Source organism: Embleya sp. NPDC056575, assembly GCF_042793325.1.
Classification (GTDB): domain Bacteria; phylum Actinomycetota; class Actinomycetes; order Streptomycetales; family Streptomycetaceae; genus Embleya.
The window spans coordinates 14,775-38,874 of record NZ_JBHTVA010000064.1 but is presented as its reverse complement, the minus strand read 5'-3'; the positions used below and the strand labels follow the sequence as shown (position 1 = coordinate 38,874).

Below are 24,100 nucleotides of genomic sequence, written 5' to 3'. Positions count from 1 at the left end.
ACAACGCGGCCGACCGGCAACCATGGGCGGCCTATTCGTACGGCTCCTTCGGCGTCGGCACCCGATCGACCTTGGTCGCGGTCAGGGCCGGCATCGCGTCGTCGGCCTGGACCTGGCCGTTGGGCAGCCAGCGGCCGGTGACGGTCACCCACGAGTCGGTCGGCGGGGCCGCGGCGCCGTGCACCTCGATCTTGCGCGCGAACGCGTCCGCCGCACAGCAGCTGATCACCATCCGGGTCACGTACCAGGTGCCCGCGCTCTTGCCGGGTGTGACGAAGCCGGTGAGCTGGACGTCGCGGTCCTTCAGCGGTGCGGCGGTGTCCCACACCGAGCGGATCAGGAAGTCGGCCAGGGTCATCGGCAGCGGGTCCCCCGGCGGCAGCGCGGGAAAGCCGGCGTCGTTGTTCGCGGCGGCCGGCTTGGCCACCACGTTGTCCGAGCGCGAGGCGGTGTACGACCCGAGCGCCGGCGGTGCGATCAGAAACAGCGCGAGCACCGGCAGACACAGCAGCCAGGCCGCGCGCGGGCCCGCCGAGTGGTCGTGCCCGTGTCCGGCGTCGTCGACCGCCGAAGGCTCCCCGTCCGCCGCGTGTGCGTGCCCGGCGTCCGCCGTCGGCTCCACCGCCCGCCGCTGGATCCCGTCCCGGACCGCCGAGACCAGGCCGACCAGGAGCAGGATCGCGCCCGCCGCGATCAGCGCGGGCCGCAGGCCGTCCTTGACGTAGCGCAGGTACATGTCGGTCAACGAGATCCGCAGCAACGCGCCGCCGATCAGGATCAACAACACCGCCTGGACGTCCCGCCTCACAACAACCACCATCCGACGACGTAGCTCGCGACGATCGCCACCACGAACGTCGCCGAGGAGAACCGGGCCGCGAAACCGCGCCCGAAGGTGCCCGACTGGAGCGCGATCAGCTTCACGTCCACCATCGGGCCGACCACCATGAAGGCCAGCTTCGCGGTCGGCGAGAAGCCGATCAGGCTCGCCGCCACGAACGCGTCCGCCTCCGAGCACACCGCGAGCACCACGGCCAGGAAGGCCAGCGCGAGCACCGCGAACCACGGCGAGCCGGAGACGGCGTCGATCACGTGCTTGGGCACCGTGACGTTGAGCGTCGCGGCGGTGATCGCGCCGATCACCAGGAAGCCGCCCGCGTGCAGGAAGTCGTGCTGGAGCGCGAGCCGGAAGTTCTCCCACTTGCCGTTGCCGCCGTGATCGTGCGGACGGCGCATGGGCTTGATCCACTCGGGCCGGCCGAACCGGGCCCACAACCAGCCCATCAGCACCGCCGTGCCGAGCGAGGCGACGAAGCGGGCGAGCACCATCTCGGGCTGCTTGGGGAAGGCGACCGCGGTCGCGGTCAGCACGATCGGGTTGATCGCGGGCGAGGACAGCAGGAACGCCAGCGCCGCGGCGGGCGCGACCCCGCGCGCCATGAGTCCGCCGGCCACCGGCACCGACGCGCACTCGCAGCCCGGCAGGATCGCCCCGGCGGCGCCCGCGACCGGCACCGCGAGGGATTGCCGTTTGGGCAACACCTTGGTGAACACCGAGGGCGGTACGAACGCGGTGATCGCGGCGGACAGCAGGGTGCCCAGGACCAGGAACGGCAGCGCCTGGACGGAGATCGCCACGAACACGGTGGCCCAGGTCTGCACCGCGGGTGTGCCGAGCCGGTCCACGATCCACGGTTGGGCGAACAGCAGCACGAGCAGGGCGAGTACGAAGAATTCGAGTTGGCCCGGCCGCCACCGCTCGGCGGGTGGGCGACCGTGTGCCGCGGACCCGGCGGTCGCGGCCGACGACTGGGCGCCACGGGGTGGCGGGGGCGCCACCCGAGCGGCGGCAGCGGGGCGCGGCGGCGCGCTCTTTTCGAACATGATGGTCATGTTCGCATCGATCGCGGCGCCGCCGCTCGCTCCACACCCCGCTTTGCGAAGCTTTCACGCTTCGCGAGCCGCGACTTTCGGGAGCCGGCCCACCGAGAGCCGACATTTCGGACCCCGGGGCCGCGGGCCTTCAGAAGCCGGGCCTTGGGAGCCGAGCCTCGGGCCCGAGCCTCAGGAGCCCGACGGCACCGGCTCCGGCTCGGCGACCGCGTTCGGAAGCGCGCCGCCGTAGCGGCGGTCGCGCGAGGCGTACGTCTCGCACGCCTGCCACATGTGCCGCCGGTCGAAGTCCGGCCACAACACGTCGAGGAAGACCATCTCGGCGTAGGCGGACTGCCACAGCAGGAAGTTCGAGGTGCGCTGCTCACCGGAGGAGCGGATGAACAGATCGACATCCGGCATGTCCGGCTCGTCCAGATACTTGGCGAACGTCTTCTCGTCGACCTTCTTCGGGTCGAGCCTGCCCGCCTTGACGTCCTCGGCGATCAGCGCGGCGGCGTCCGCGATCTCCGCCCGGCCGCCGTAGTTGATGCACATCGCCAGGGTCAGGCGGGTGTTGTCCTTGGTGCGCTCCTCGGCGATCTCCAACTCCTTGATCACGCTCGCCCACAACCGGGGCCGCCGGCCGCACCAGCGGATCCGCACACCGAGTTCGTCCATCTCGTCGATCCGGCGGTGGATCGTGTCGATGTTGAAGCCCATCAGGAAGCGCACCTCCTCGGGCGAGCGCTTCCAGTTCTCGGTGGAGAACGCGTACGCGGAGACGTACTTGACGCCGATCTGGGCGGCGCCCTCGACCACGTCGAACAACGACGCCTCGCCCGCGGTGTGCCCGTCGGTGCGGGCCAGGCCGCGCTCCTTGGCCCAGCGGCCGTTGCCGTCCATCACCAGCGCGACGTGCTTCGGCACCAGATCGGCCGGGATGTCCGGCGGCAGCGCGCCCTCGGCGTGCGGCTTGGGGTCGCGGTAGTGCCGCTGCTCGCGAGCGGCCCGGGCGGGCGCCGACTCGGCCCGCCGACGGCGGGGGAACAGGCCGAAGCGGCCACGCGACTGACTCACGATCTCTCCACCAATCTCAACGAGCGGATACCCCGCTCCAGGTGCCATTGCAGATACGCGGCCACCAGGCCGCTGCCCTCGCGCCGGTGCCGCGGCTCGCTCGCGTCGGCTCGGCCCCAGTCGCCGGTCAACAGCGCACCGAGCAGGGAAAGGGTCTCGGGTGAGGGTACGACGGATCCGGCCGGCCGGCAGTCGCCGCACACCGTCCCGCCGCCCTGGACGGTGAAGAACCGGTTCGGTCCGTCCAGGCCGCAGCGGGCGCAGTCGGCGAAACTCGGCGCGTAGCCGGCCACCGCGAGCGAGCGCAGCAGGAACGCGTCGAGGACCAGACCGGGCTCGTGCGCGCCCGAGGCCAGCGTGCGCAGCGCGCCGATCAGCAGCAGGTATTGCTGCAGCGCGGGCTGGCCTCGCTCGTGGTCGGTCAGTCGCTCGGCGGTCTCCAGGATCGCCGTGCCCGAGGTGTACGCGGCGTAGTCGAGCGCGAGCCGACCGCCGTACGCGCCCAGGGTCTCGGCCTGCGTGATGATCGGCAGGCCACGCCCGGGGAAGTCGCTGCCCCGGGTGAAGAACTGCACGTCGACGTGCGCGAACGGCTCCACCCGGGCGCCGAACTTGGACTTGGTCTTGCGCACCCCGCGCGCCACGGCGCGCACTATCCCGTGGTCGCGGGTCAACAGGGTGATGATGCGGTCGGCCTCACCCAACTTCTGGGCTCGCAACACGACACCCTCGTCACGGAGGAGGCTCATGCTCCCATTGTGCCGCGCGCGGCCGACGTGCCGCGTCGGCCGGTCCCCTCGCGCGCCCGCGGGTCACGGGCCCGCGAGCACGTGGTCGACGCGGGCCCGGCCGAGCCCGAGCTGGTCGCCGGCGTGGTACAGGATCACCCGATGCGCCGGGTCGTACGCCCCGCAGGCCAGCGCCACCCGGGCCGCGACGCCGACCAGGTGCTCGCGCCCGGCGACGGCGAGATGCGGGGCGATCTCGGCCAGTGCCCACGCGGTGTCCTGGGCCAGGTGCGCGCCGACGTCGACGGCGAGCGCGCACGCGTCGTAGCTCGGCATGCCCGCGGCCCGGACCGCCTCGACCGCCGCCGCGCGGACCGCGTCCCCCTCCTGCGGCTCGTCGTCGACGGCGGCCACCACGGCCACCACCAGCGTGCGCACCGCCTCGCGCAGGAGCAGGGTCAGCGCCCGGGCGGTCGGCGTCTCGAGGACCGCGACGTCGTGCCGGGTGCAGCACACCGCGCACTCGACGCCGGAGCCGGCCCGCCCGAGCGGGATCAGCGCGACGCCGAACAACACGAGCCGACGCCGACCGCCGCCCTTGCGAAAGCGCCGATCGCCTCCGCACGCCGGACAGTGGAACTCGCCGTCACCGATCGCCGATCGGATGGTCCGGATGCCCACGACGAAGAACATGGTGCCGCCCCCTGCGTCCCGCGCGGCGGAGAGCCTTCTGTCCGCCTGCTTCGATGCTGCCACGAATTTCACGAAGCGTCATCGAAAGCGGACAGATGGTTACTTTTTCCCGGCGGGGAACGGGGCCGACCTGCATCGGAGCCGGTGGGGCGGCGGGTTCCGGCAGGGGTGGACAGGCCGGCCGGGCGTCAGTAGGGCCGGTCGCCCAGGATCGCCGCCCGCTCCATCACCCGCACGTGCGGGTGGTAGTCGTTGACCGCGTAGTGCTGGGTGGCCCGGTTGTCCCAGAAGGCGACCGTGTCCGGCGCCCAGCGCAGCCGGACCTGGTATTCGGGCGTCATCGCCTGCCGGAACAACACCCCGAGCAGTTCCTCGCTCTCCGCCTCGGGCAGCCCGACGATGTGGTCGGTGAAGATCCCGTTGACGAACAGGGTGCGCCGGCCGGTCACCGGGTGGGTGCGCACCACGGGGTGCTCCACCGGCGGGAACTCCCGGCGCCTGGCCGCCAGTTGCTCGGGGTCGAGACCGTGCCCGAAGGCCAGGGTGAAGTCGTGCACGGCGGTCAGGCCGGCCACCCGCTCCTTCAGATCGGCCGGCAGCGCGTCGTAGGCGGCGCCCATGTCCGCCCAGACCGTGTCACCGCCCCGCTCGGGCACCTCGATCGCGCGCAACACCGAGCCGAGCGCGGGCCGCTCGCGCCAGGTGACGTCGGTGTGCCAGATGTTCTCCACGCCCACCGAGGCGGCGTCCTTGGCGAATCGCACCACCTCGGGCACATCCCCCTGCCCGAGGAAGGGGTGCACCTCCAACTCGCCCCAGAGGCGCGCGAAGGCACAGTGTTGCGCCGGGGTGATCGGCTGGTCCCGAAAGAACAGCACCTTCCATTCGAGGAGGGCGCGGTCGAGTTCGGCGAACAGTTCGGGGCCCACCGGTTCGGCGAGCGAGACGCCGCGTATCTCGGCGCCGATCAGGTCGCCACAGGGGACCACTTCGAACCGGGTGTACGGCTCGGAGCCGACGCCCTCGGGCAGCCGGCGCAGCGGTCGCGGCCCCGGCATCAGCCCGCGGTCGGCGATCCGACCACGCCCGGGGGCGGCGGATGAGACGGGCGTACCGGGGGCGGTGGATGACGTCATGGCAGAGCCCTCCCTGAAGTAGAGGGCCGCACATTAACCCAGCCGAGTTAAATGGGGAATGGCGTCGGACCGGTCGGAAACAGCGAAACGGCGGCCCCCGGTCACCCGGGAACCGCCGTCGTCTCGCCTCACCGTGTCGAGGTCACCCGCGGGCGGCCCGGTTCACCGCGCTCACCACGGCCTCCAGCGACGCGCGCACGATGTTCTCGTTCACGCCGACGCCCCACAGCACCCGGCCGTCGACCGCGCACTCGACGTAGGCCGCGGCCCGCGCGTCCTCGCCGCCGCTCATCGCGTGCTCGCTGTAGTCCAGCACCCGGGTGTCGAAGCCCAGCCCGCCCAGGGCCCGGACGAAGGCGTCGATCGGACCGTTGCCGATCGCCTCCAGCGTCTGGACCTCGCCGTCCACGCTCAGCTCGACGGTCAGCACGTCCTTGCCGTCCGCGCCGGAGACCGTACGGTGGCCGCGCAGCGCCAGCCGACCCCACGGGGCGTCGGGGGTGGGCAGGTACTCGTCCCGGAACACCGCCCAGATCTGAGCCGGCGTCACCTCGCCGCCCTCGGCATCGGTCTTGGTCTGGATGATCCGGGAGAACTCGATCTGCGCGCGCCGCGGCAGGTCCATCCGGTGGTCGGCCTTGAGCACGTACGCGACGCCGCCCTTGCCGGACTGGCTGTTCACCCGGATCACGGCCTCGTAGGTGCGGCCGACGTCCTTGGGGTCGATGGGCAGGTACGGCACCGCCCACTCGATCTCCTCGACCGACTTGCCCGCCGCGGCCGCGTCCCGCTCCAGGATCTCCAGGCCCTTCTTGATCGCGTCCTGGTGCGAGCCGGAGAACGCGGTGTAGACCAGGTCGCCCGCGTACGGGTGGCGCGGGTGCACCGGCAGCTGCGTGCAGTATTCGACGGTGCGCCGGATCTCGTCGATCTCGGAGAAGTCGATCATCGGGTCCACGCCCTGGCTGAACAGGTTCATCCCCAGCGTGACCAGGTCCACGTTGCCGGTGCGCTCGCCGTGCCCGAACAGGCAGCCCTCGACCCGGTCGGCACCGGCCATCACGGCCAGCTCGGTCGCGGCCACCGCGGCGCCGCGGTCGTTGTGCGGGTGCACCGACAGGGCGATGAACTCGCGGCGGGTCAGGTTGCGGCTCATCCACTCGATCTGGTCCGCGTACACGTTCGGCGTCGAACGCTCGATCGTCGCGGGCAGGTTCAGCGTGATCTCGCGACCGGTCTCCGGCTGCCATACGTCCATCACCGACTCGCAGACCTCCAGCGCGAAGTCCAGCTCGGTGTCGATGAAGATCTCGGGCGAGTACTCGTAGCCGAACGCGGTCTCCTCGCCCAGGTGCTTCTCGGCATAGCGCATCACGTGCTCGGTGCCGGTCACCGCGATCGCCTTGCACTGGTCGCGGTCGACGTTGAAGACCACTCGGCGAAAGGTCGGCGCGGTCGCGTTGTAGAGGTGGACCGTGGCCTTGGGCGCGCCGACCAGCGACTCCACGGTGCGCTCGATCAGCTCTTCACGGGCCTGGGTCAGTACCGAGATGGTGACGTCGTCCGGTACCGCGCCCTCCTCGATGATCGAGCGGATGAAGTCGAAGTCGGTCTGCGAGGCGGCCGGGAAGCCGACCTCGATCTCCTTGTAGCCCATCCGCACCAGCAGGTCGAACATGGTGCGCTTGCGGGCCGGGCTCATCGGGTCGATCAGCGCCTGGTTGCCGTCGCGCAGGTCGGTGGACAGCCAGCGCGGGGCGACGGTGATCGTCTTCGACGGCCAGGTGCGGTCCGGCAGATCGACGCCCCGGAACGGCTGGTACTTGTGGATCGGCATCCCGGACGGCTGCTGACTCACGGACGCGGCGGTGATCGGGGTGGAGCGATTCACGGAAGGCATGCGGGCGGGTCTCCTGAACGCGAGGAAGGACTGCGGCGAGAGCAGATGGGCCGGCGACGGGAGGAACGACATCCCGGAGGCTCCGACGTGCGGACATGCCTCTATCCCCGCGACGGGGGAGCCGGTCTGACCTCTGTCAGAGGGATGAGCCCCCGGCGCGGCGGCTAAGGAGAAGCAGCCACTGACGCATGATGTCGGCAACCATACCCGACGGGTCGATTACGTCGAGACGGCGTCCGTCATACGAACACATGTGATCTTTTCGGCCGGCCCCCTCCCCCCGACGGGCGCGATGCTCCTACGCTCACTCCCCATGAGCGATTACAACCAGGGTCCCTACGGACCACAGCCGGGCCAGGGCGGCCCCGGCGGATACCCCCAGCAGGGCGGTCCGGGCTACGGACAGCAGCCCCAGCAGGGCGGGTACGGACAGCAGCCCCCGCAGTACGGCCAGCAGCCGCCCGCGTACGGCCAAGCGCCGAACCCGTACGGTCAGCAGCCCGGTGGATACCCGCCGCCCGCGCCGGGCGGAGGCGGCATGGGCGGCGGACTTCCGTCGTTCGGGCCGGGTGCGATCGCGGGGGCGATCGGCGCGCTGATCGTGGCGATCGGCTCATGCCTGGCCTGGATCGGCGCCGATGGCAAGGGCGACGCGATCAAGGGCCTGGACGGTGACGGCAAGTGGACGCTGGCCGCCGGGATCGTGGCCGTGCTGCTGTTCGTCGCCGGCATCGCCACGCGTAAGGCCGCGGCCGCGGCCGGAGCCGGTATCCCGGCCCTGGTCGCCCTCGGCTTCGCCGTTTGGAACGTCGCGGACAAGTACCGGCTACCCATGCAGAAGGACGACGTCCCGAGCGACAAGAAGGACCGCTACAAGCAGTTGCTCGAACACTCGAACATCACCCTCAAGGTCGAGGCGGGCCTGTGGATGGTGCTCGCCGGCGCGGTGATCGCGATCGCCGCCGCCGCCTTCGTCCTGATCGCCTCGAAGCGGAACCAGTCCGGCCCCTACGGCCGCTGACCCGCCCCTTCGGGTCGGGTCTCGGGGGCGGGCTCGGGGTCAGAATCCGAGCTTGCGGAGCTGCTTGGGGTCGCGCTGCCAGTCCTTGGCCACCTTCACGTGAAGGTCCAGGTAGACGGGCGTCCCAAGCAGCGCCTCGATCTGCTTGCGGGCGCGCGTGCCCACGTCCTTGAGCCGCCCGCCCTTGTGCCCGATGACGATCGCCTTCTGGCTGGGGCGCTCGACGTAGAGGTTCGCGTGCACGTCGAGCAGCGGCTTGTCGGCGGGGCGGTCCTCGCGCGGGATCATCTCCTCGATGACCACCGCGAGCGAGTGCGGCAGCTCGTCGCGCACACCTTCGAGCGCGGCCTCGCGGATCAGCTCCGCGGCCATCACCATCTCGGGCTCGTCGGTCAGCTCGCCGTCCGGGTACAGCGGCGGGCCGGCCGGCAGCAGCGGCATCAGCAGGTCGGCGACCAGGGTCACCTGGCTGTCGCCGACCGCGGAGACCGGGATGATCTCGGCCCACTCGATGCCGACGTCCTCGCCCATCTTCTGCACCGCGAGCAACTGCTGGACCAGCGTCTGCGGGTCCACGAGGTCGGTCTTGGTGACGATCGCGACCTTGGGCGTGCGCTTGGCCTCGGCCAGCTCGGCCGCGATGAACCGGTCGCCGGGACCGACCTTCTGGTCGGCCGGGATGCAGAAGCCGATCACGTCGACCTCCGCCCAGGTGGCCCGGACCAGGTCGTTGAGCCGCTGGCCGAGCAGGGTGCGCGGCTTGTGCAGGCCGGGGGTGTCGACCAGGACGAGCTGGCCGTCGGCGCGGTGCACGATGCCGCGCACCGTGTGCCGGGTGGTCTGGGGGCGGCCCGACGTGATCGCCACCTTCGTGCCCACCAGCGCGTTCGTCAGGGTGGACTTGCCGGCGTTGGGGCGGCCCACGAAGCACGCGAAGCCCGAGCGGTGGACGGGTGCGGAGGGGTTGGGGCGATCACTCATGGGTGACATTGTCGCTCAAGCCGCGAGCGTTCCTCGCCGCGCGGGTCGGTCGTGGTCGCGCCGGCCGGGGGAGGCGGCCCCGGGGGCGGCCTCAGACCGTCACGATGGTGCGTACGACCGCGTCCGGACCGGCGGACAGGATCGGCGTGCCGGCGCCGCCGAGGTCGCGCACCGCGTCCCGGTCGGCCTCGGTCACGGTCTCGTCGGCCCCGACGATCGCCGCCGCCTCCAGGCCGCGCGCGCCGCCGGCGACGGCCATCGCGACCGCCGTGCGCAGTGCGGACAGCTCCAGCGAGGGCAGCGCGACCGTGGACGCGGTGTAGGTGCGCCCGGTCTCGTCCCGCACCGCGGCCCCCTCGCTCGCCCCGTTGCGCGCCCGGGTGGCCCGGGCCAGCGTGACGATCTTGGCGTCCTCGGGGTCGACGACGAACTCGGGCGTCTCGGCGCTCACGGGGCTCTCCTGTTCGGCGCGGTACGAATGCCGACACAGTAACTTGCCGCCGCCGACGCCCGATGTACCGGTCCGAACCGGCCCACCGGGCCGACCGCGCGGGCCCGCCCGGTCGACGTCACCGGCCCCGCCGGCCCCGGCGTCACCGGTTCCGCTCGGCCGCGGAACCCCCCTCGGCGGGCGCCGCCGAGCGCTCCTCGCCCCGCTCGGTCCGGCGCACCACGATCGTGCCGACCCGATTGCGCCGCCCCGACGGGCTCTCCGCGACCAGCCGCAGCCCCTCGACCACCGCGGTCGCGCCCGGGATCGGCACCCGGCCCAGCGCCTTGGCCAGCAGGCCGCCCACGGTCTCCACGTCCTCGTCGTCGAGTTCGAGCCCGAACAGCTCGCCCAACTCGTCCACGGGCAGCCGGGCGGTGACCCGGAACGCGCCGTCGGGCAGCGGCTCGACCGGCGCGGTCTCGGTGTCGTACTCGTCGGTGATCTCGCCGACGATCTCCTCCAGGATGTCCTCGATGGTGACCAGGCCGGCGGTGCCGCCGTACTCGTCGACCACCACGACCATGTGCGTGCGCTCGAACTGCATCTCGCGCAGCAGGTCGTCGGCCGGCTTGCTGTCCGGCACGAAGGTCGCGGAGCGCATGATCGAGTCGACGCTCTCCTTGGCCCAGCCCGGATCGCCCATCGTGCTGCGCCGGGCCAGGTCCTTGAGGAAGACGATGCCCACCACGTCGTCCTCGTTCTCGCCGATCACCGGGATCCGCGAGTAGCCGCTGCGCAGCGCCAGCGACATCGCCTGCCGCAACGTCTTGTGCCGCTCGATGAAGACCATGTCCGGGCGCGGCACCATCACCTCGCGCACGATCGTGTCGCCCAGTTGCAGCACCGAGTGCAACATCTCGCGCTCGTCGTCCTCGATCAGCGAGTCCTTCTCGGCGAGGTCCACGAACGCGCGCAGCTCCGCCTCGGAGGCGAACGGCCCCTCGCGAAAACCCTTGCCGGGGGTGAGCGCGTTGCCGAGCAGGATCAGCAGCTTCGGCAGCGGCCCGAGCACACGCGCGAGCCCGAACAGCACGGGCGCGCCGATCGTGGCCACCATGACGGGGTGTTGCCGGCCGACGGTGCGCGGGGAGACCCCGACGGCGACGTAGGACACCACGACCATGATGCCGATGGTGACCAGTACGGCCTGCCAGGTCTCGTCGAAGTCGTCCACGCACACCACGGTGACCAGTACGGCCGCCGACAACTCGCACGCGACCCGCACGAGCAGGGCCAGGTTGAGATATCGGGCGGGGTCCTGAACCACCGTCAGCAGTCGCTTGGCGCCCCGGCGTTCGGCGCGGACCAGTTCCTCGGCGCGGACGCGCGAGATGCGCGACAGGGCCGCCTCCAGGCACGCGAAGAGACCGGCCACCACGACCAGGACGATCGCGCCGACCACGAGGCGCACCACGCTGTCAGCGGGCACTGCCGCCCCCGACGCGCGCTCGGCCGGGGGCGGGGATATCCCGTGGCCGGCTCATCCGCGGTCGTCCGCGGAGCGGCGGGCCTCCCGCCAGGATTCGAGCAGTTCCTTCTGCAGCGCGAACATCTCGCGCTCCTCGTCGGGCTCCGCGTGGTCGTAGCCGAGCAGGTGCAGCACGCCGTGCACGGTGAGCAGGTGCAGCTCGTCGTCCATGGTGTGGCCGGCCGCCGCACCCTGGCGCTCGGCGACGGTCGGGCACAGCACGACGTCGCCGAGCAGCCCCTGCGGGGGATCCTCGTCGGCCTTGCCCGGACGCAGTTCGTCCATCGGGAAGGACATCACGTCGGTCGGACCGGGCAGGTCCATCCATTGGATGTGCAGTTGCTCCATCGCGGGTTCGTCCACGATGACCACGGACAGTTCCGCCAGTGGATGGATGCGCATACGGTCCAGGGTCCATCGGGCGACGTCCACGATCGCGTGTTCGTCCACCCCCGTGCCGGACTCGTTGGCGATGTCGATGGACATGGCCCTCAGTTCACTTCCCGTTCCACTGTCTGCATGTTCACTGTGTGCTTGCCGCGGCCGTTCTTGTCGATCGGCCGCCGGCCGCGCGACCTGGGCACGTCACCGTTTCCGGAACCGTTGCCGTTCGGCCGCCCGTCCGCCTCGACCTGGATGTCGTAGCGCGCGTACGCGTCCACGATCCGGCCGACGAGCTTGTGTCGGACCACATCATCGCTGGTGAGCGTGCAGAACGCGATATCGTCCACGCCGCGCAGGATCTCCTGCACCACACGCAGCCCCGACTGGGTGCCGCCGGGCAGGTCGACCTGGGTGGTGTCCCCGGTGACCACCATGCGCGAACCGAAGCCGAGGCGGGTCAGGAACATCTTCATCTGCTCGGCCGAGGTGTTCTGCGCCTCGTCGAGAATGATGAACGCGTCATTGAGTGTGCGGCCGCGCATATATGCGAGCGGAGCGACCTCGATGGTGCCCGCGGCCATCAGGCGCGGGATGGAGTCGGGGTCGATCATGTCGTGCAGCGCGTCGTAGAGCGGGCGCAGATACGGGTCGATCTTCTCGTAGAGGGTGCCGGGCAGGAAGCCGAGGCGTTCGCCCGCCTCGACCGCGGGCCGGGTCAGGATGATCCGGGTGACCTGCTTGGACTGCAGGGCCTGGACGGCCTTCGCCATCGCGAGGTAGGTCTTGCCGGTGCCCGCCGGGCCGAGCCCGAACACGATGGTGTGCTCGTCGATCGCGTCCACGTAGCTCTTCTGGTTGAGCGTCTTGGGACGGATCGTGCGGCCGCGGTTGGACAGGATGTTGAGGGTCATCACCTCGGCGGGACCGTGTCCGTCGTTCGAGCGGACCATCGCCACCGAGCGCTCCACGGCCTCCTCGTTGAGCGGCTGGCCGGTGCGGACGATGACCAGGAGTTCGTCGAAGAGCCGGCGGACGAGGGCGACCTCGGCCTCGTCGCCGGAGACGGTGACCTCGTTGCCGCGGACGTGGATGTCGACCTCGGGGAAGCCCTGCTCGACCACTCGCAGGAACGAGTCGCCGGAACCGAGGAGCGCCACCATCGGATGCTTGGCGGGGATCGTGATCTTCGCCTGGGCCTGCGCGGTCGGAGTTGCCCGGGAGTCGGCCCGCGGGGTGTTCTCGGAGCTCGCGCCTCGCGCGTTCGTCGTGGGAGCCATGGGCGGCCTTGGCGGCCTGATCACGCCTCATTTCCGTGCTCGGGAAGCGGTTCGATGCTGCTCAATGGTAACTCTCCGGCCCCCGCGAACTTCGGGATTATTCCGGCGCCGGCCGGCGGCGCGGGATCGTGATCCGGTCGAGGTCGTGGGCGGCGACGGTGTCCGGGAACACCTCGCGGGCCTGGTCCAGGAGCGGGCCCACGTCGGGGTAGCGCTGCGAGAAGTGGGTGAGCACCAGTCGCCGCGCGCCCGCCTCGGCCGCGATGGCCGCCGCCTCACGGGCGGTGAGGTGGCCGACCTCGTGCGCGAGGTCGGCGTCGGCGTCGGCGAAGGTGGACTCGCACACGAGCAGGTCGACGTCGCGGGCCAGCTCGACGGCGGCCGCGCAGCGCCGGGTGTCCATCACGAAGGCGAACTTCTGCCCGGGTCGGGGCACGCTCACCTGCTCCAGGGTCACCGCGCCGATCCGGCCCTCGCGCTGGAGCCGGCCCACGTCGGGGCCGGCCACGCCGTGCGCGGCGAGTCGATCGGGCAGTATCCGGCGGCCGTCCGGCTCGACGACGCGGTAGCCGTAGGACTCGACGGGGTGGGACAGGCGGCGGGCCTCCAGCGTGAACGGCCCGGCGGGGGTGTGTACGTGCTCGCCCGCGAGCGGGTGCTCGACCAGCACGGCGGCCTCGTGGAACGCGGTGGCGTGGTGCAGTCGGTCGAACCAGTGTTGCCCGCTCGCCGGGAAGTGGGCGGTCACCGGGTGCGGGACCCGGTCGAGCGAGAGCCGCTGGAGCACGCCGGGCAGGCCGAGGCAGTGGTCACCGTGGAAGTGCGTGACGCAGATCCGGGTGATGTCGTGCGCGGCCACGCCGGCGTGCAACATCTGGCGTTGGGTGCCCTCGCCCGGGTCGAACAGCAGCCCCTCGCCGTCCCAGCGCAGCAAATAGCCGTTGTGGTTGCGCTGCCGCGTCGGGGCCTGGCTCGCGGTGCCGAGGACGACGAACTCCCTGGTGCTCACGTACGCCTAACCGGGAGGCCAGCTCAGCCCGCGGCCGCCGAGGAGGTGCGCGTGTACGTGGAAGACGGTCTGGCCGGCGCCGGCGCCGGTGTTGAAGACGATCCGGTAGCCCGAGTCGGCGATGTCCTCGGCGGCCGCGATCACGGCGGCCTCGGCCAGCAGCGCGCCGGCCAGCTCGGGGGCCTCGGCGCCCAGTTCGCCGGCGTTGGCGTAGTGCGCGCGCGGGATGACGAGGATGTGCGTGGGCGCCTGCGGGTTGATGTCGCGGAAGGCCACCACGTCCTTGGTCTCGTGGACGATCGTGGCCGGGACGTCGCCGGCGAGGATCTTGCAGAACAGGCAGTCGGCCTGGGGTTCCCCCGCAGCCATGGGTGCCTCCATCGGGTCCGGGTCGATCACGAGCGGTCGCCGTCGATCGTAGTGGGCCGAACCCCTCGTTCGCGCGGGTCGGCGGGGCGGCTCAGCTCCAGCGGCCGGATCGGGCCAGCAGGACCGAGGCGGCCGAGACGCCCGCCGTGGAGGTGCGCAGTACGGTCGGGCCGAGTCGGTAGGCGGTCGCGCCGACGGCGGTGAACGCGGCCAGTTCGTCCGGGGTGATCCCGCCCTCGGGGCCGACCACCAGAACCAGGTCGCCCTCGCTCGGGACGGCGGCGGTCGCGATCGGCTCGGTGGCCGCCTCGTGCAGGACGCCCGCGAACGAGGCGGCATCGAGCAGCGCGGTCACCTGCCGGGTGCTCATCGGCTCGGTGACCTCGGGCAGGTGCAGCCGACGGGCCTGCTTGCCCGCCTCGCGCGCGGTGGCGCGCCACTTGGCCAGCGCCTTGGCCCCGCGCTCGCCCTTCCACTGGGTGATGCAACGGGCGGCGGTCCAGGGCACGATCACGTCGACGCCGACCTCGGTGGTCGTCTCCACCGCGAGTTCGCCGCGATCGCCCTTGGGCAGTGCCTGGACCACCACGATCCGGGGTGCGGGGGCGGGTTCCTCGGTGCGCGAGTCGACGTCGATGTAGAGCGTGTCCTTGCCCTCGGCGCGGTTGACCGTGCCGTACACGGCCAGTCCGGCGCCGTCGGCGAGAACGATCGGCTCACCGGCCGCGAGCCGGCGCACCGTGACGGCGTGTCGGCCCTCGGCACCGTCCAGGACGACCTGCCGGCCGTGCCGGATCGTGTCGCCGGGGGCGAGGAAGACGGGGGCGCTCAAGCGGATGCCTTTCGGGCTGCGGCCATCTCGTCGACGAGCCGGTGGATCACCTCGGCGGCCGGCTCCTCGCGCGCGAGGCGCCAGCCCTGACCGGCCCACAGGGCCAGGCCGTCGGCCTCGCCGCGCGCGGCGGCGGCCTTGCGGATCGGCGCGACCAGGTGGTGGACGTACGGGTAGACCCCGGGGACCTCGCCCTCGTGCCGGGCGGCGAAGCCGTTGTGCAGCCCCCGCGCCCAGCGGCCGGAGAAGGCGCGGGTGAGCACGCTGCGCTCGAAGGCGGGGTCGCCGAGCGCGGCCTTGTGCGCGGTCGAGGCGACGCTTTCCGGGCCGCGCAGGAAGGCGGTGCCCAGTTGGGCGGCGCCGGCCCCCGCGAGCCGGACCGCCTCGATCTGCCGGCCGGTCATCAGGCCGCCGGCGGCGATCAGCGGGAGGTCGGTCTCGGCGGCGATCAGGGTGAGCAGTGTGAGCAGGCCGTACGGGGCGGGGGCGGCGGGGTTGTCGAAGCTGCCCTGGTGGCCGCCGGCCTCGCCGCCTTGGACACACAGCGCGTCGACGCCGTGCGCGACGGCGAGCCGGGCCTCCTCGGGGGTGGTGACGGTGGCGACGGTAAGCGTCCCGGCCGCCCGCAGCGCGGCCACCGCCTCGATGTCGGGCAGGCCGAAGGTGAAGCTCACCACGGGGACGGGGCGGGCCAGGAGGAGGTCGAGCTTGGCGTCCCAGTCGTCGCGCTCGACGCCCGGCGCGGGAGTGCCGACGCTGCCGCCGTAGCGCGCGGCGGCCCGGGCCAAGGAGCGGGCATAGCGCGCGGTGAGCTCGTCCTCGGCGCGGGTGGGCGGCGGCTGCGGCATGAACGCGTTGACCCCGAACGGCACGTCACCGACCAGCGAACGCAACTCCTCGATCTCGGCACCCAAGGCCGCGGCCGACCGATACCCGGCCGCCAAGAACCCGAGCCCCCCGGCACGAGCGACCGCCGCCGCCAACGCGGGCCCGCTCGCCCCGGCCATCGGCGCCTGCACGATCGGCAGTTCGGTCAGCCGGGTCGGATCGACGTTCGTCGCCATCATGCTCTCCGTTCCCTCGATCGACGGCACACCCACAACCCACCCAAGCCTAGGCGCCCCCCGAGTCCCCCCGAATCGACTCCCGCCCACGGACCCACCACCCCACCACCACCGGGCGTCTCGATCGCGGCCGGTACACGGACGGGGGACGCGGAGCGGTCGCGCCGCACCTTTGGCCGCGCGGTGCCGGCGCGGGGCTGGTCGGGGTCGGTGACGGGCCGCCGCCGGCGCGCGGGGCTCCGAGACGGAGGGCCCCGGCGAGACGGGCGTTTCACTTGGCGAAAACCGGCCGGCAAAAAGGGCACGCGGGTCGGGCCCTCCGGGATCCTCCCCGACCCGGTCGAGTGCTTTCGGCGCGCGTCGCGCCTTCGGTTGCGCGTGGCCGATCAGAGCCGGTGGTGGCCCGCCGCCGGCGTGCGGGGCTCCGAGCCCCTGGCTTCCGGCGAGACGGGGGCGCTGCTGCGCGGAACCCCGGAGCCCCCGAGCCCCGCGCGCCGGTGGCGGCTCGGTGCACGGTCCTGGTCGGCCTCGGCGTTACGCGGCCGTGGCGTGTCGCGACCTCTTCGCGTGGCCGGGCTCGGTTGTCGGGCGCGGTCGGATGCCGGCCCGTCCGGCGTGTGAGGGCGCTCGCCGCAGGCGGCCCGAGGACGCGGGATCGGGCGCCGGACGCGGCCGGATGCCGCCCGTCCGGCGCCCGGGGACGACGTCACGACGCGCCGCCGCGCCCACCCGCGCCCCCGCCCGCTACCTGCCGTTGAACGCGTCCTTCAGGCGGGAGAACAGGCCCTGCTGGCCCGGCGTGAATTGTCCCGACGGGCGTTCCTCGCCGCGCAGCTTGGCCAGGCGGCGGAGCAGTTCCTCCTGCTCGGGGTCGAGCTTGCTCGGCGTCTGCACCTCGACGTGCACGACCAGGTCGCCTCGGCCGCCGCCGCGCAGGTGGGTGATGCCCCGCCCGTGCAGCGGGATCGATTGGCCCGACTGGGTGCCCGGGCGGATGTCGATCTCCTCCGTGCCGTCCAGCGTCTGCAGCGGCACCTTCGTGCCGAGCGACGCCGCCGTCATCGGGATGGTGACCGTGCAGTGCAGGTCGTCGCCGCGCCGCTGGAAGGTGGCGTGCGCGACCTCGACGATCTCCACGTAGAGATCGCCCGCCGGGCCGCCGCCGGGACCGACCTCGCCCTCGCCCGCGAGTTGGATCCGCGTACCGCTGTCCACGCCCGCCGGGATCTTGACGGTGAGCGTGCGCCGCGCGCGGATGCGGCCGTCGCCCGCGCACTCGGGGCACGGGTGCGGGACCACGGTGCCGAAGCCCTGACATTGCGGACACGGCCGCGACGTCATGACCTGGCCCAGGAACGACTTGGTGACCTGGCTGACCTCGCCCCGCCCGCGGCACATGTCGCAGGTCTGCGCCGTGGTGCCCGGGGCCGCGCCCTCGCCGTTGCACGTGTTGCACGTGACGGCGGTGTCCACCTGGATCTCCCGGGTGGTGCCGAACGCGGCCTCTTCGAGGGTGATCTCGATCCGGATCATCGCGTCCTGGCCGCGGCGTGTGCGCGAGCGCGGTCCGCGCTGGCTGGCCTGGCCGAAGAACGCGTCCATGATGTCGCTGAACCCGAAGCCGGCCTGGCCGAAGCCACCACCGCCCCCGCCGCCCCCGGAGGACAGCGGGTCGCCGCCGAGGTCGTACATCTGACGCTTCTGCGGGTCCGAAAGGACCTCGTAGGCGTTGTTGATCTCCTTGAACCGGTCCTGCGTCTTCGGGTCCGGATTGACGTCCGGGTGCAGCTCCCGAGCGAGCCGGCGGAAGGCCTTCTTGATTTCCTCCGGGGTGGCGTCGCGCCGTACCCCGAGGACCTCGTAGTAATCGGTAGCCAACTCTACGACTCCGCGAGGATCTGTCCGACGTACCGTGCCACGGCGCGCACCGCTCCCATCGTTCCGGGGTAGTCCATCCGGGTCGGCCCGAGCACCCCGAGCTTCGCCAGTGTTTCCTGCCCACTGCCGTATCCGACGGCGACCACCGAGGTCGCGGCCAGTCCTTCGTGCATGTTCTCGTGTCCGATCCGCACGACCATGCCCGGGTCGGTCGCCTCGCCCAACAGCCGCAGCAATACGACGTGTTCCTCGAGTGCTTCCAGGACCGGGCGGATCGTGTTCGGGAAGTCCATGCCGAAACGGGTCAGGTTGGCCGTCCCGGCCAGGACGACCTTCTCTTCCTTGTGCTCGACCAGGGTGTCGAGCAGGGTGGCCAGGATGCCCGCCACGATCGGCCGTTCCTCGGCGGTGAACGGCTCGGCGAGATCCTGGACCAGCAACGGCACATCGGCGAACCGCTTGCCGGTGATGCGGCTGTTCAGCCGCGCCCGGACGTCGGCGAGCAGGTTCTCGCCGACCGGGCCCGGCGTGTCCATCACCCGCTGCTCGACCCGGCCCGTGCTGGTGATCAGCACCAGCATGACCCGGGTGGGCGCGAGGGTGAGCAGCTCGACGTGCCGGATCGTCGAGCGGGTCAGCGAGGGGTATTGCACGACGGCGACCTGATGGGTCAGCTGCGCGAGCAGCCGGACCGTACGGCCCACCACGTCGTCCAGGTCGACCGCGCCGGCCAGGAAGGTCTGGATCGCCCGGCGCTCGGCGCCGGACAGCGGCTTGACGCCCGCGAGGCGGTCGACGAACAGCCGGTAGCCCTTGTCGGTGGGCACCCGGCCGGCGCTGGTGTGGGGCTGCGTGATGTAGCCCTCTTCCTCCAGCGCGGCCATGTCGTTGCGAATGGTGGCCGGGGAGACCCCGAGGTTGTGTCGGTCCGCGAGCGCCTTGGAGCCGACCGGCTCCTGGGTCGCCACGTAGTCCTGCACGATGGCACGCAGCACGTCCTGTTTCCGATCGTCGAGCATGGTGCGCACCTCCCTGACCCGTTCTTCCACCCGTTGCCGTGTCGCGTAGGCGGTGGTTCGTCCCACTGGTTGGCACTCCGTCCCGCCGAGTGCCAGTGTACGGGTCACCCGATCCGGACCGTACCCCTGCGTCCGTGCCAAGGTTGACGCATGCTACGCGCCGAACAGCCGAAACACGCCACGTGGGAGCCGATCGGGCCGGGCGTACTGCGTCGTCGTTTGCCCGGCCTCGAACTGAATGTGGCGGTCGTCACGGGGCGGGACGGCGTCCTGCTCGTGGACACCGGTTCGCACGACCACGAGGCCGCCGACATCCTGGCCTCGCTGGCCCGCGAACTGCCCGGGCACGGATTGCCCGACCGGGTGGTCGCGGTGGTGAACACCCACGGTCACTTCGACCACTGCTACGGCAACGACGAGGTGCTGCGCGCCTTCCCCGACGCGGAGGTCTGGGGACACGCGGACCTGCCGCGGTATCTGGAGCGGTGGGCCGAGGCCGGGCGGGCGAGCGGCGTCGCGCACGGGTTCGACCCGGAGCTGATGCGCGCGGCGCGGATCGTGCCGCCGACCCGCCCGGTGTCCGCGGGCACGCCGGTGACGGTGGACCTGGGCGGGCGCGAGGTGGTGCTGTTCGCGCCCGGTCGTGGGCACACCGACCACGACGTGGTCGTCCACGTACCGGACTGCGGCGTGCTGATCGCCGGGGACATGGTGGAGGAGAGCGGGCCGCCGGTCTTCGGCTCGGACGCCTTCGCCGCCGAGTGGAGCGATTCGCTGGCCCGGGTGCGGGCGTTGGACGCGAGTGTCTGGCTGCCCGGACACGGCGCGGTGGTCGACGAGGAGTTCGTGATCCGGCAGAACCGTTGGCTGGCCGAGGTGGCCGCCGGGCGCGTCGTACCGGACTGACGTACCGTCACCCGGTTAGCGTCGTGGTCATGCGCAGCTATGGACCCGAGTCGCTGATCCCGGGACGGAAGAAGGACAAGCCCGTCCCGGAGGTCGCGGCCGAACGCGATCTGGTGGTGGAGGAGGCGTCCACCGGCTTCTGCGGCGCGGTGGTCCGGGTGGAGAGGACCCCCGAGGGCTTCACCGTCACGCTGGAGGATCGGCACGGGCGGCTGCGGGTGTTCCCGATGGATCCGCGCGGGTTCCTGATCGACGGCGAGGTGGTCACCCTGGTCCGACCGACCGCTCCCGGTCCGGCCCGTGTCCCGGGGCGCACCGCGTCGGGCTCGATCGCGGTACAGGGCGCCCGGGCCCGGGTCGCGCGCGCCGGGCGGATCTACGTCGAGGGCCGCCACGACGCCGAGTTGGTCGAGCGGGTGTGGGGCGACGACCTGCGGATCGAGGGCGTGGTCGTGGAGTATCTGGAGGGCGTCGACGATCTCCCGGACGTGGTCCGCGAGTTCGCGCCGGGCCCGGGTCGCCGCCTGGGCGTGCTGGTCGACCACCTGGTGCCCGGTTCCAAGGAGAGCCGGATCGCGGGCCGGGTGAGCGGCGACCACGTGCTCGTGGTGGGACACCCCTATATCGACGTCTGGCAGGCGGTACGCCCCGCCTCCGTCGGCATCGCGGCCTGGCCGGACGTCCCGCGCGGCGTCCCGTGGAAGGAGGGCGTCTGCGCGGCCCTCGGCTGGCCGGTGAACCCGCCCGCGGCCTGGCGCCGCGTCCTCGCGGCGGTCGACTCGTACCGCGACCTGGAACCGGCCCTGCTCGGGCGGGTCGAGGAACTCATCGACTTCGTGACGGCGCCGCCCGAGGGGTGAGGCCCCGGTCGACGCGATGGCCGGCCTCGCCGCGCCACCCGCGGCGCTACCGTACGGCGATGGCGCAGGAAGAGATCACCCTCGTATTGCCGGACTCGGCCGGACCCAAGTATCGGATGTTCGGCGCCTTCGACACCACGTTCGTCCGGTCCGCCCGCTCGGGTGACGGGGCGGCCCGGGAGACGCGCAAGGACTTCGCCGACCCGGCCGCCGCCGTGATCGCGCTGCGCCGGGAGGTGGGCAAGGCGATGCGCGCCGGGTTCGTGCGACTGGGCGGGGCCGAGGATCCGGTGGTGCTGGAGTTCATGCCGCCGGGCAAGACCTCTTCCCGGGCCATGGACCTGCATCCGGACGGCCGCACCGTGCTGATCGCCTACGACGGCGCGATCCGGCTCGTGGACGTGGCGACCGGGGTCCGCCGCACGGTGCACGCGGTGCCCGCGGCCGAGCGGCTGACCGGCATCGACACCGCGCTGTTCGACGCGACCGGATCGGCAGTGGTCTACACCGTCGGCGGCTCGACCCGGCGACTGGACCTGGGCACGCTGCACGAGGAACCGCTGGCGGATTACCGGCAGTTCGAGAACGCCCTGTTCAATCCGCACACCGTGCAGCCGGCCTGGGACGCGGCCCGGCGCCGCCTGGTGGTCTTCGACGCCGACGACCGGGTGCGTGTCCTGGACGCGGCCGGCGCCCCGGTCTGCGAGGTGTCCACCCGATCGCCGACCACCGAGTGCCGGGGCGCCGCGCTGTCCCCTTCGGGTCGGCTGCTCGCGGTGTGGCGGGTCAGTCGCGGGCTGGTGTACGGGCACCGCGACGCGAGCGCCGATCCGACCAACGAGGTCGAGGTGTGGGACGTGGACGCCGGCCGCCCGGTCGCGCGGGTGCCGCTGGAGTGGGAGATCGGCGACCTCGGCTTCGACCCGAGCGAGACGCTGCTCCTGGTCAACCGGGGCCGGGTGCACGGGCCGTTCGCGATCTCGATCGACACCGGCGAGCCGGCCTGGCACCTGGCCGATCCGCACCACCCGAACGGTTGGGCGACCTGTTACGCGTGGGCCTACTCGCCGGACGGCAGGCGGATCGCGGTGGGCGGTCATCGTACGAGCGCCCTGCGCGTATACGACGCGGATCTGCGCGAGCGCGACGCCGTCGCCCTCCCCGGCCACGACGAACAACGTGTCCGCCGCCTGGCCTTCTCCGCCGACGGCACCCTCCTGGCCACCGGCGGCGACTTCGGCCGAGTCTTCGTCCGCCGGGTGTAGGACATCCTCCCGGGCGCGCCGAACAACCCGTCGGCTTCGGCACGGCGTCACTCGAACGGTGACGCCCGGACCATGGTTCGTCAGACGAACCTGCTGGTGCTCAACGTCATCGAGAACGGCGCGGGAAGATCGATCTGCTTGCCGAAGGGACCGGTGTGACCCTCCAGGTAGTCGTCACCCTTCGGCGTCAGGAAGAGCGTGACCTTGCTCTGCTCTCGATCCACCAGCAGGTACAGCGGGATGCCGCTGCGGGCATAGGCCCGTCGCTTCTGTTCACGATCGAAGCCGGCGCGATACGACGTCACCTCCAGGACCAGGGCAACCCCGGCGCACGGCATCCACGATTCGGCGTCCAGGAACAGGTCCAGATCCTCGGGCGCGAACGTGCCGTCCGGGATGACGTGGTTGCGGGCGAGTCCCCCACCGGCGGCCACCACCAATCCCTTGCCGCCGGAGAAATCCATCGGCACGGCCGATCGGCTCAGGATCTGGCGAACCACCGCACTGATGATGCGCTCGTGATTCCCCATCGGCGGTGGTGTCACGACGATGTCCCCCTCGATGAACTCGGCGCGGAAGCCCAAGGGGGTGTCCAACGCCAGGAAGCCGTCGAGCATGACGTCTTCCTGCGCGGGGATCTCGTGTGCCATGACAGACATTCTCAACCCCTTCCGTAGTCGAGGCGAGCATAGGGACGCGTCGTGCGGGTGATCCGAACGTTTTCGCTCGGGTCACCCGCACGGGTGAACGACTACGTGAAGCGGCGCTACGGGGTCTTCGCCGAGGCCGACAGGGCGGCGATGGTGTCGTCGGTGCAGTCCGCCCAGAACGTGCCGACGACCTCTTCCAGCTGGGTCATCGAGTGAGCGGCGTACAGGATGTCCTGGTAGTGCGTGATGTCGTATTGCATCGTGCCCATCGCGACCAGGTCCAGGTCGCGGATGTCGACCGTACGGAACTCGCGGATCTCGCCGTAGGAGGACAGGATCCCGGCGCCGTAGGCCTTGAGCGCGCCGCCCTCGTGCATGACGCCGAATTCGAGGGTGAACCAGAAGACCTTGGAGACGAACTCCAGCGCCTCGCGGCTCTCCACCCGGCGGGCCGCCTCGCCCGCGACCCGGTACAGCGCCGCGAAGCGGTCCGAGGCGAGCATGTTGGCGTGGCCGATCACCTCGTGCACGACGTCCGGCTCGGGGGTGTACAGCGGCACGCTGTGGTGGCGGATGTACTGCGTGGAGTGGAAGTAGGAGTCGGCCAGCGACCCGTAGAAGTCGCGCAGCGGGACCAGGCCCGCCGCGGGCAGGTAGCGAAAGCCGGTGAGCGGCTGCAGCGCCTCGCTGACCTCCTCCAACTGGGGGATCCGCTCGGTCGGCAGCTTCAGGCGCGCGGCGCCGTCCAGGTAGTCCGCGACCGCGTACTCCGTGTGCGAGGCGGACAACTCCTGGGAGACCAGGCGCCAGACCTCGTGCTCCTCGTCGGTGTACTCGACCTCCGGGATCGGGTCGCCGCGGTGGTGGTCCAGCGCCAGCGCGGCGATCCGGTTCCGGCGTTCGCGGTACACCTCGTCCGCGAACCCGGGGTGGCTGCGGGACAGCTCGACCTCGACTCCGCCGTCGGCCCTACGGGTGACCGGGGCCAGATACTGGGCCTCCTCGAACATGCCATCTCCTGATCGCATCGGAATCGACTCGCCGGACAAGTCGCGGCACCCACGCAACCAGTATGCGCCGTTTTCATGCCATTCAGACCGATCGGGTCGGGGGCCACGGCAACGGGAATCAGCTGCGAGGGATCGCCTCGACGTCCTCATCGCATCATCCGGACGGGCGTCACACAAGGGGCACAGGGGTGCAGACGGTCACGCC

The 24,100-nt window shown here is 71.7% G+C and carries 24 protein-coding genes; 4 read left to right on the top strand and 20 right to left on the bottom strand.

The genetic code is table 11. From position 1 onward, the window contains the following. Positions 1–31: 31 nt before the first annotated feature. The 7 genes from ACFRCG_RS37030 to leuA all read right to left on the bottom strand — a co-directional run bounded on the left by ACFRCG_RS37030 (position 32) and on the right by leuA (position 7,409). On the bottom strand, positions 32–808 hold the full coding sequence (locus tag ACFRCG_RS37030) for a TIGR03943 family putative permease subunit (protein ID WP_380039743.1): 777 nt from the start codon (positions 806–808) through the stop codon (positions 32–34). After that, positions 805–1,893 carry a permease gene (locus ACFRCG_RS37025; protein ID WP_380039741.1) on the bottom strand — a complete coding sequence of 363 codons (1,089 nt, stop codon included), beginning with the start codon at positions 1,891–1,893 and terminating at the stop codon, positions 805–807. Before ACFRCG_RS37025 ends, ACFRCG_RS37030 begins: the two co-directional genes overlap by 4 nt. Positions 1,894–2,064: 171 nt before the next feature. Continuing rightward, complete coding sequence (locus ACFRCG_RS37020; RefSeq protein ID WP_380003161.1) at positions 2,065–2,925, bottom strand: isoprenyl transferase; 861 nt, start codon at positions 2,923–2,925, stop codon at positions 2,065–2,067. A 23-nt stretch (positions 2,926–2,948) separates the two neighbouring features. Continuing rightward, entirely contained in the window at positions 2,949–3,701 is a 753-nt protein-coding gene (recO, locus tag ACFRCG_RS37015; RefSeq protein ID WP_380003026.1) for a DNA repair protein RecO, read from the bottom strand. Between the two features lie 63 nt (positions 3,702–3,764). Beyond that, positions 3,765–4,436 (bottom strand): TerB family tellurite resistance protein, encoded by a 672-nt coding sequence (locus ACFRCG_RS37010; RefSeq protein WP_380003025.1) that lies wholly within the window; start codon positions 4,434–4,436, stop codon positions 3,765–3,767. Positions 4,437–4,561: 125 nt separating this feature from the next. Continuing rightward, positions 4,562–5,509 (bottom strand): TauD/TfdA dioxygenase family protein, encoded by a 948-nt coding sequence (locus tag ACFRCG_RS37005; RefSeq protein WP_380039739.1) that lies wholly within the window; start codon positions 5,507–5,509, stop codon positions 4,562–4,564. 142 nt (positions 5,510–5,651) lie between these two features. Beyond that, positions 5,652–7,409: a 2-isopropylmalate synthase gene (leuA, locus tag ACFRCG_RS37000; RefSeq protein WP_380039737.1), complete on the bottom strand. Its 1,758-nt coding sequence runs from the start codon at positions 7,407–7,409 to the stop codon at positions 5,652–5,654. A gap of 313 nt (positions 7,410–7,722) precedes the next feature. Here leuA and ACFRCG_RS36995 point away from each other — a divergent pair, with 313 nt between their 5' ends. Further along, positions 7,723–8,430: a hypothetical protein gene (locus ACFRCG_RS36995; protein ID WP_380039735.1), complete on the top strand. Its 708-nt coding sequence runs from the start codon at positions 7,723–7,725 to the stop codon at positions 8,428–8,430. Between the two features lie 39 nt (positions 8,431–8,469). Here ACFRCG_RS36995 and era read toward each other — a convergent pair whose 3' ends face one another. From era to hrcA, 11 genes are all read right to left on the bottom strand, one after another. Next, positions 8,470–9,420 carry a GTPase Era gene (era, locus tag ACFRCG_RS36990; RefSeq protein ID WP_380039733.1) on the bottom strand — a complete coding sequence of 317 codons (951 nt, stop codon included), beginning with the start codon at positions 9,418–9,420 and terminating at the stop codon, positions 8,470–8,472. Between the two features lie 82 nt (positions 9,421–9,502). Then, complete coding sequence (locus tag ACFRCG_RS36985) at positions 9,503–9,862, bottom strand: cytidine deaminase (protein ID WP_380039731.1); 360 nt, start codon at positions 9,860–9,862, stop codon at positions 9,503–9,505. 142 nt (positions 9,863–10,004) lie between these two features. Continuing rightward, a complete protein-coding gene (locus tag ACFRCG_RS36980) occupies positions 10,005–11,333 on the bottom strand; it encodes a hemolysin family protein (RefSeq protein ID WP_380039729.1) in 1,329 nt (442 codons plus the stop codon). A gap of 51 nt (positions 11,334–11,384) precedes the next feature. Continuing rightward, positions 11,385–11,858, bottom strand: a complete 474-nt coding sequence (gene ybeY, locus ACFRCG_RS36975) for an rRNA maturation RNase YbeY (RefSeq protein ID WP_380039727.1) — start codon at positions 11,856–11,858, stop codon at positions 11,385–11,387. A gap of 5 nt (positions 11,859–11,863) precedes the next feature. After that, complete coding sequence (locus ACFRCG_RS36970; protein WP_380039781.1) at positions 11,864–12,916, bottom strand: PhoH family protein; 1,053 nt, start codon at positions 12,914–12,916, stop codon at positions 11,864–11,866. A 214-nt stretch (positions 12,917–13,130) separates the two neighbouring features. After that, complete coding sequence (locus ACFRCG_RS36965) at positions 13,131–14,042, bottom strand: ribonuclease Z (protein WP_380039725.1); 912 nt, start codon at positions 14,040–14,042, stop codon at positions 13,131–13,133. A gap of 6 nt (positions 14,043–14,048) precedes the next feature. Continuing rightward, complete coding sequence (locus ACFRCG_RS36960) at positions 14,049–14,411, bottom strand: histidine triad nucleotide-binding protein (protein WP_380039723.1); 363 nt, start codon at positions 14,409–14,411, stop codon at positions 14,049–14,051. 91 nt (positions 14,412–14,502) lie between these two features. Next, positions 14,503–15,243, bottom strand: a complete 741-nt coding sequence (locus tag ACFRCG_RS36955) for a 16S rRNA (uracil(1498)-N(3))-methyltransferase (protein WP_380039721.1) — start codon at positions 15,241–15,243, stop codon at positions 14,503–14,505. Next, positions 15,240–16,310, bottom strand: coding sequence for an NAD(P)H-dependent flavin oxidoreductase (locus tag ACFRCG_RS36950; RefSeq protein WP_380039719.1), 1,071 nt, complete (start codon positions 16,308–16,310; stop codon positions 15,240–15,242). Before ACFRCG_RS36950 ends, ACFRCG_RS36955 begins: the two co-directional genes overlap by 4 nt. Positions 16,311–17,051: 741 nt before the next feature. Then, positions 17,052–18,185, bottom strand: coding sequence for a molecular chaperone DnaJ (gene dnaJ / locus ACFRCG_RS36945; RefSeq protein WP_126638496.1), 1,134 nt, complete (start codon positions 18,183–18,185; stop codon positions 17,052–17,054). A gap of 2 nt (positions 18,186–18,187) precedes the next feature. Next, positions 18,188–19,204: a heat-inducible transcriptional repressor HrcA gene (hrcA, locus tag ACFRCG_RS36940; RefSeq protein WP_026218791.1), complete on the bottom strand. Its 1,017-nt coding sequence runs from the start codon at positions 19,202–19,204 to the stop codon at positions 18,188–18,190. A 150-nt stretch (positions 19,205–19,354) separates the two neighbouring features. Here hrcA and ACFRCG_RS36935 point away from each other — a divergent pair, with 150 nt between their 5' ends. Genes ACFRCG_RS36935 through ACFRCG_RS36925 form a run of 3 tightly spaced genes read left to right on the top strand, consistent with a single transcriptional unit; the run spans position 19,355 to position 22,235 of the window. Continuing rightward, positions 19,355–20,110, top strand: coding sequence for an MBL fold metallo-hydrolase (locus tag ACFRCG_RS36935; RefSeq protein ID WP_380039716.1), 756 nt, complete (start codon positions 19,355–19,357; stop codon positions 20,108–20,110). Between the two features lie 29 nt (positions 20,111–20,139). Beyond that, a complete protein-coding gene (locus ACFRCG_RS36930) occupies positions 20,140–20,970 on the top strand; it encodes a DUF3097 domain-containing protein (protein WP_380039714.1) in 831 nt (276 codons plus the stop codon). Positions 20,971–21,029: 59 nt separating this feature from the next. Beyond that, positions 21,030–22,235: a WD40 repeat domain-containing protein gene (locus ACFRCG_RS36925; protein ID WP_380039711.1), complete on the top strand. Its 1,206-nt coding sequence runs from the start codon at positions 21,030–21,032 to the stop codon at positions 22,233–22,235. 80 nt (positions 22,236–22,315) lie between these two features. Here the strand turns inward: ACFRCG_RS36925 and ACFRCG_RS36920 are convergent, their stop codons facing one another. Beyond that, positions 22,316–22,885, bottom strand: coding sequence for a Uma2 family endonuclease (locus ACFRCG_RS36920; RefSeq protein ID WP_380039709.1), 570 nt, complete (start codon positions 22,883–22,885; stop codon positions 22,316–22,318). Positions 22,886–23,001: 116 nt separating this feature from the next. After that, on the bottom strand, positions 23,002–23,895 hold the full coding sequence (locus tag ACFRCG_RS36915; protein ID WP_380039707.1) for a phenylalanine 4-monooxygenase: 894 nt from the start codon (positions 23,893–23,895) through the stop codon (positions 23,002–23,004). Positions 23,896–24,100: the final 205 nt, after the last annotated feature.

Bases quoted from the DNA above. Each gene is read 5' to 3' on its own strand.
- ACFRCG_RS36935 (WP_380039716.1), top strand. From the start codon at position 19,355: ATGCTACGCGCCGAACAGCCGAAACACGCCACGTGGGAGCCGATCGGG.
- ACFRCG_RS36925 (WP_380039711.1), top strand. From the start codon at position 21,030: ATGGCGCAGGAAGAGATCACCCTCGTATTGCCGGACTCGGCCGGACCC.
- ACFRCG_RS37025 (WP_380039741.1), bottom strand. From the start codon at position 1,893: ATGACCATCATGTTCGAAAAGAGCGCGCCGCCGCGCCCCGCTGCCGCC.
- leuA (WP_380039737.1), bottom strand. From the start codon at position 7,409: ATGCCTTCCGTGAATCGCTCCACCCCGATCACCGCCGCGTCCGTGAGT.
- recO (WP_380003026.1), bottom strand. From the start codon at position 3,701: ATGAGCCTCCTCCGTGACGAGGGTGTCGTGTTGCGAGCCCAGAAGTTG.
- ACFRCG_RS36930 (WP_380039714.1), top strand. From the start codon at position 20,140: ATGCGCAGCTATGGACCCGAGTCGCTGATCCCGGGACGGAAGAAGGAC.
- ACFRCG_RS36920 (WP_380039709.1), bottom strand. From the start codon at position 22,885: ATGGCACACGAGATCCCCGCGCAGGAAGACGTCATGCTCGACGGCTTC.
- hrcA (WP_026218791.1), bottom strand. From the start codon at position 19,204: ATGCTCGACGATCGGAAACAGGACGTGCTGCGTGCCATCGTGCAGGAC.
- ybeY (WP_380039727.1), bottom strand. From the start codon at position 11,858: ATGTCCATCGACATCGCCAACGAGTCCGGCACGGGGGTGGACGAACAC.
- ACFRCG_RS36950 (WP_380039719.1), bottom strand. From the start codon at position 16,310: ATGATGGCGACGAACGTCGATCCGACCCGGCTGACCGAACTGCCGATC.
- ACFRCG_RS37005 (WP_380039739.1), bottom strand. From the start codon at position 5,509: ATGACGTCATCCACCGCCCCCGGTACGCCCGTCTCATCCGCCGCCCCC.
- ACFRCG_RS36960 (WP_380039723.1), bottom strand. From the start codon at position 14,411: ATGGCTGCGGGGGAACCCCAGGCCGACTGCCTGTTCTGCAAGATCCTC.
- era (WP_380039733.1), bottom strand. From the start codon at position 9,420: ATGTCACCCATGAGTGATCGCCCCAACCCCTCCGCACCCGTCCACCGC.
- ACFRCG_RS36970 (WP_380039781.1), bottom strand. From the start codon at position 12,916: ATGGTGGCGCTCCTCGGTTCCGGCGACTCGTTCCTGCGAGTGGTCGAG.
- ACFRCG_RS36915 (WP_380039707.1), bottom strand. From the start codon at position 23,895: ATGTTCGAGGAGGCCCAGTATCTGGCCCCGGTCACCCGTAGGGCCGAC.
- ACFRCG_RS36995 (WP_380039735.1), top strand. From the start codon at position 7,723: ATGAGCGATTACAACCAGGGTCCCTACGGACCACAGCCGGGCCAGGGC.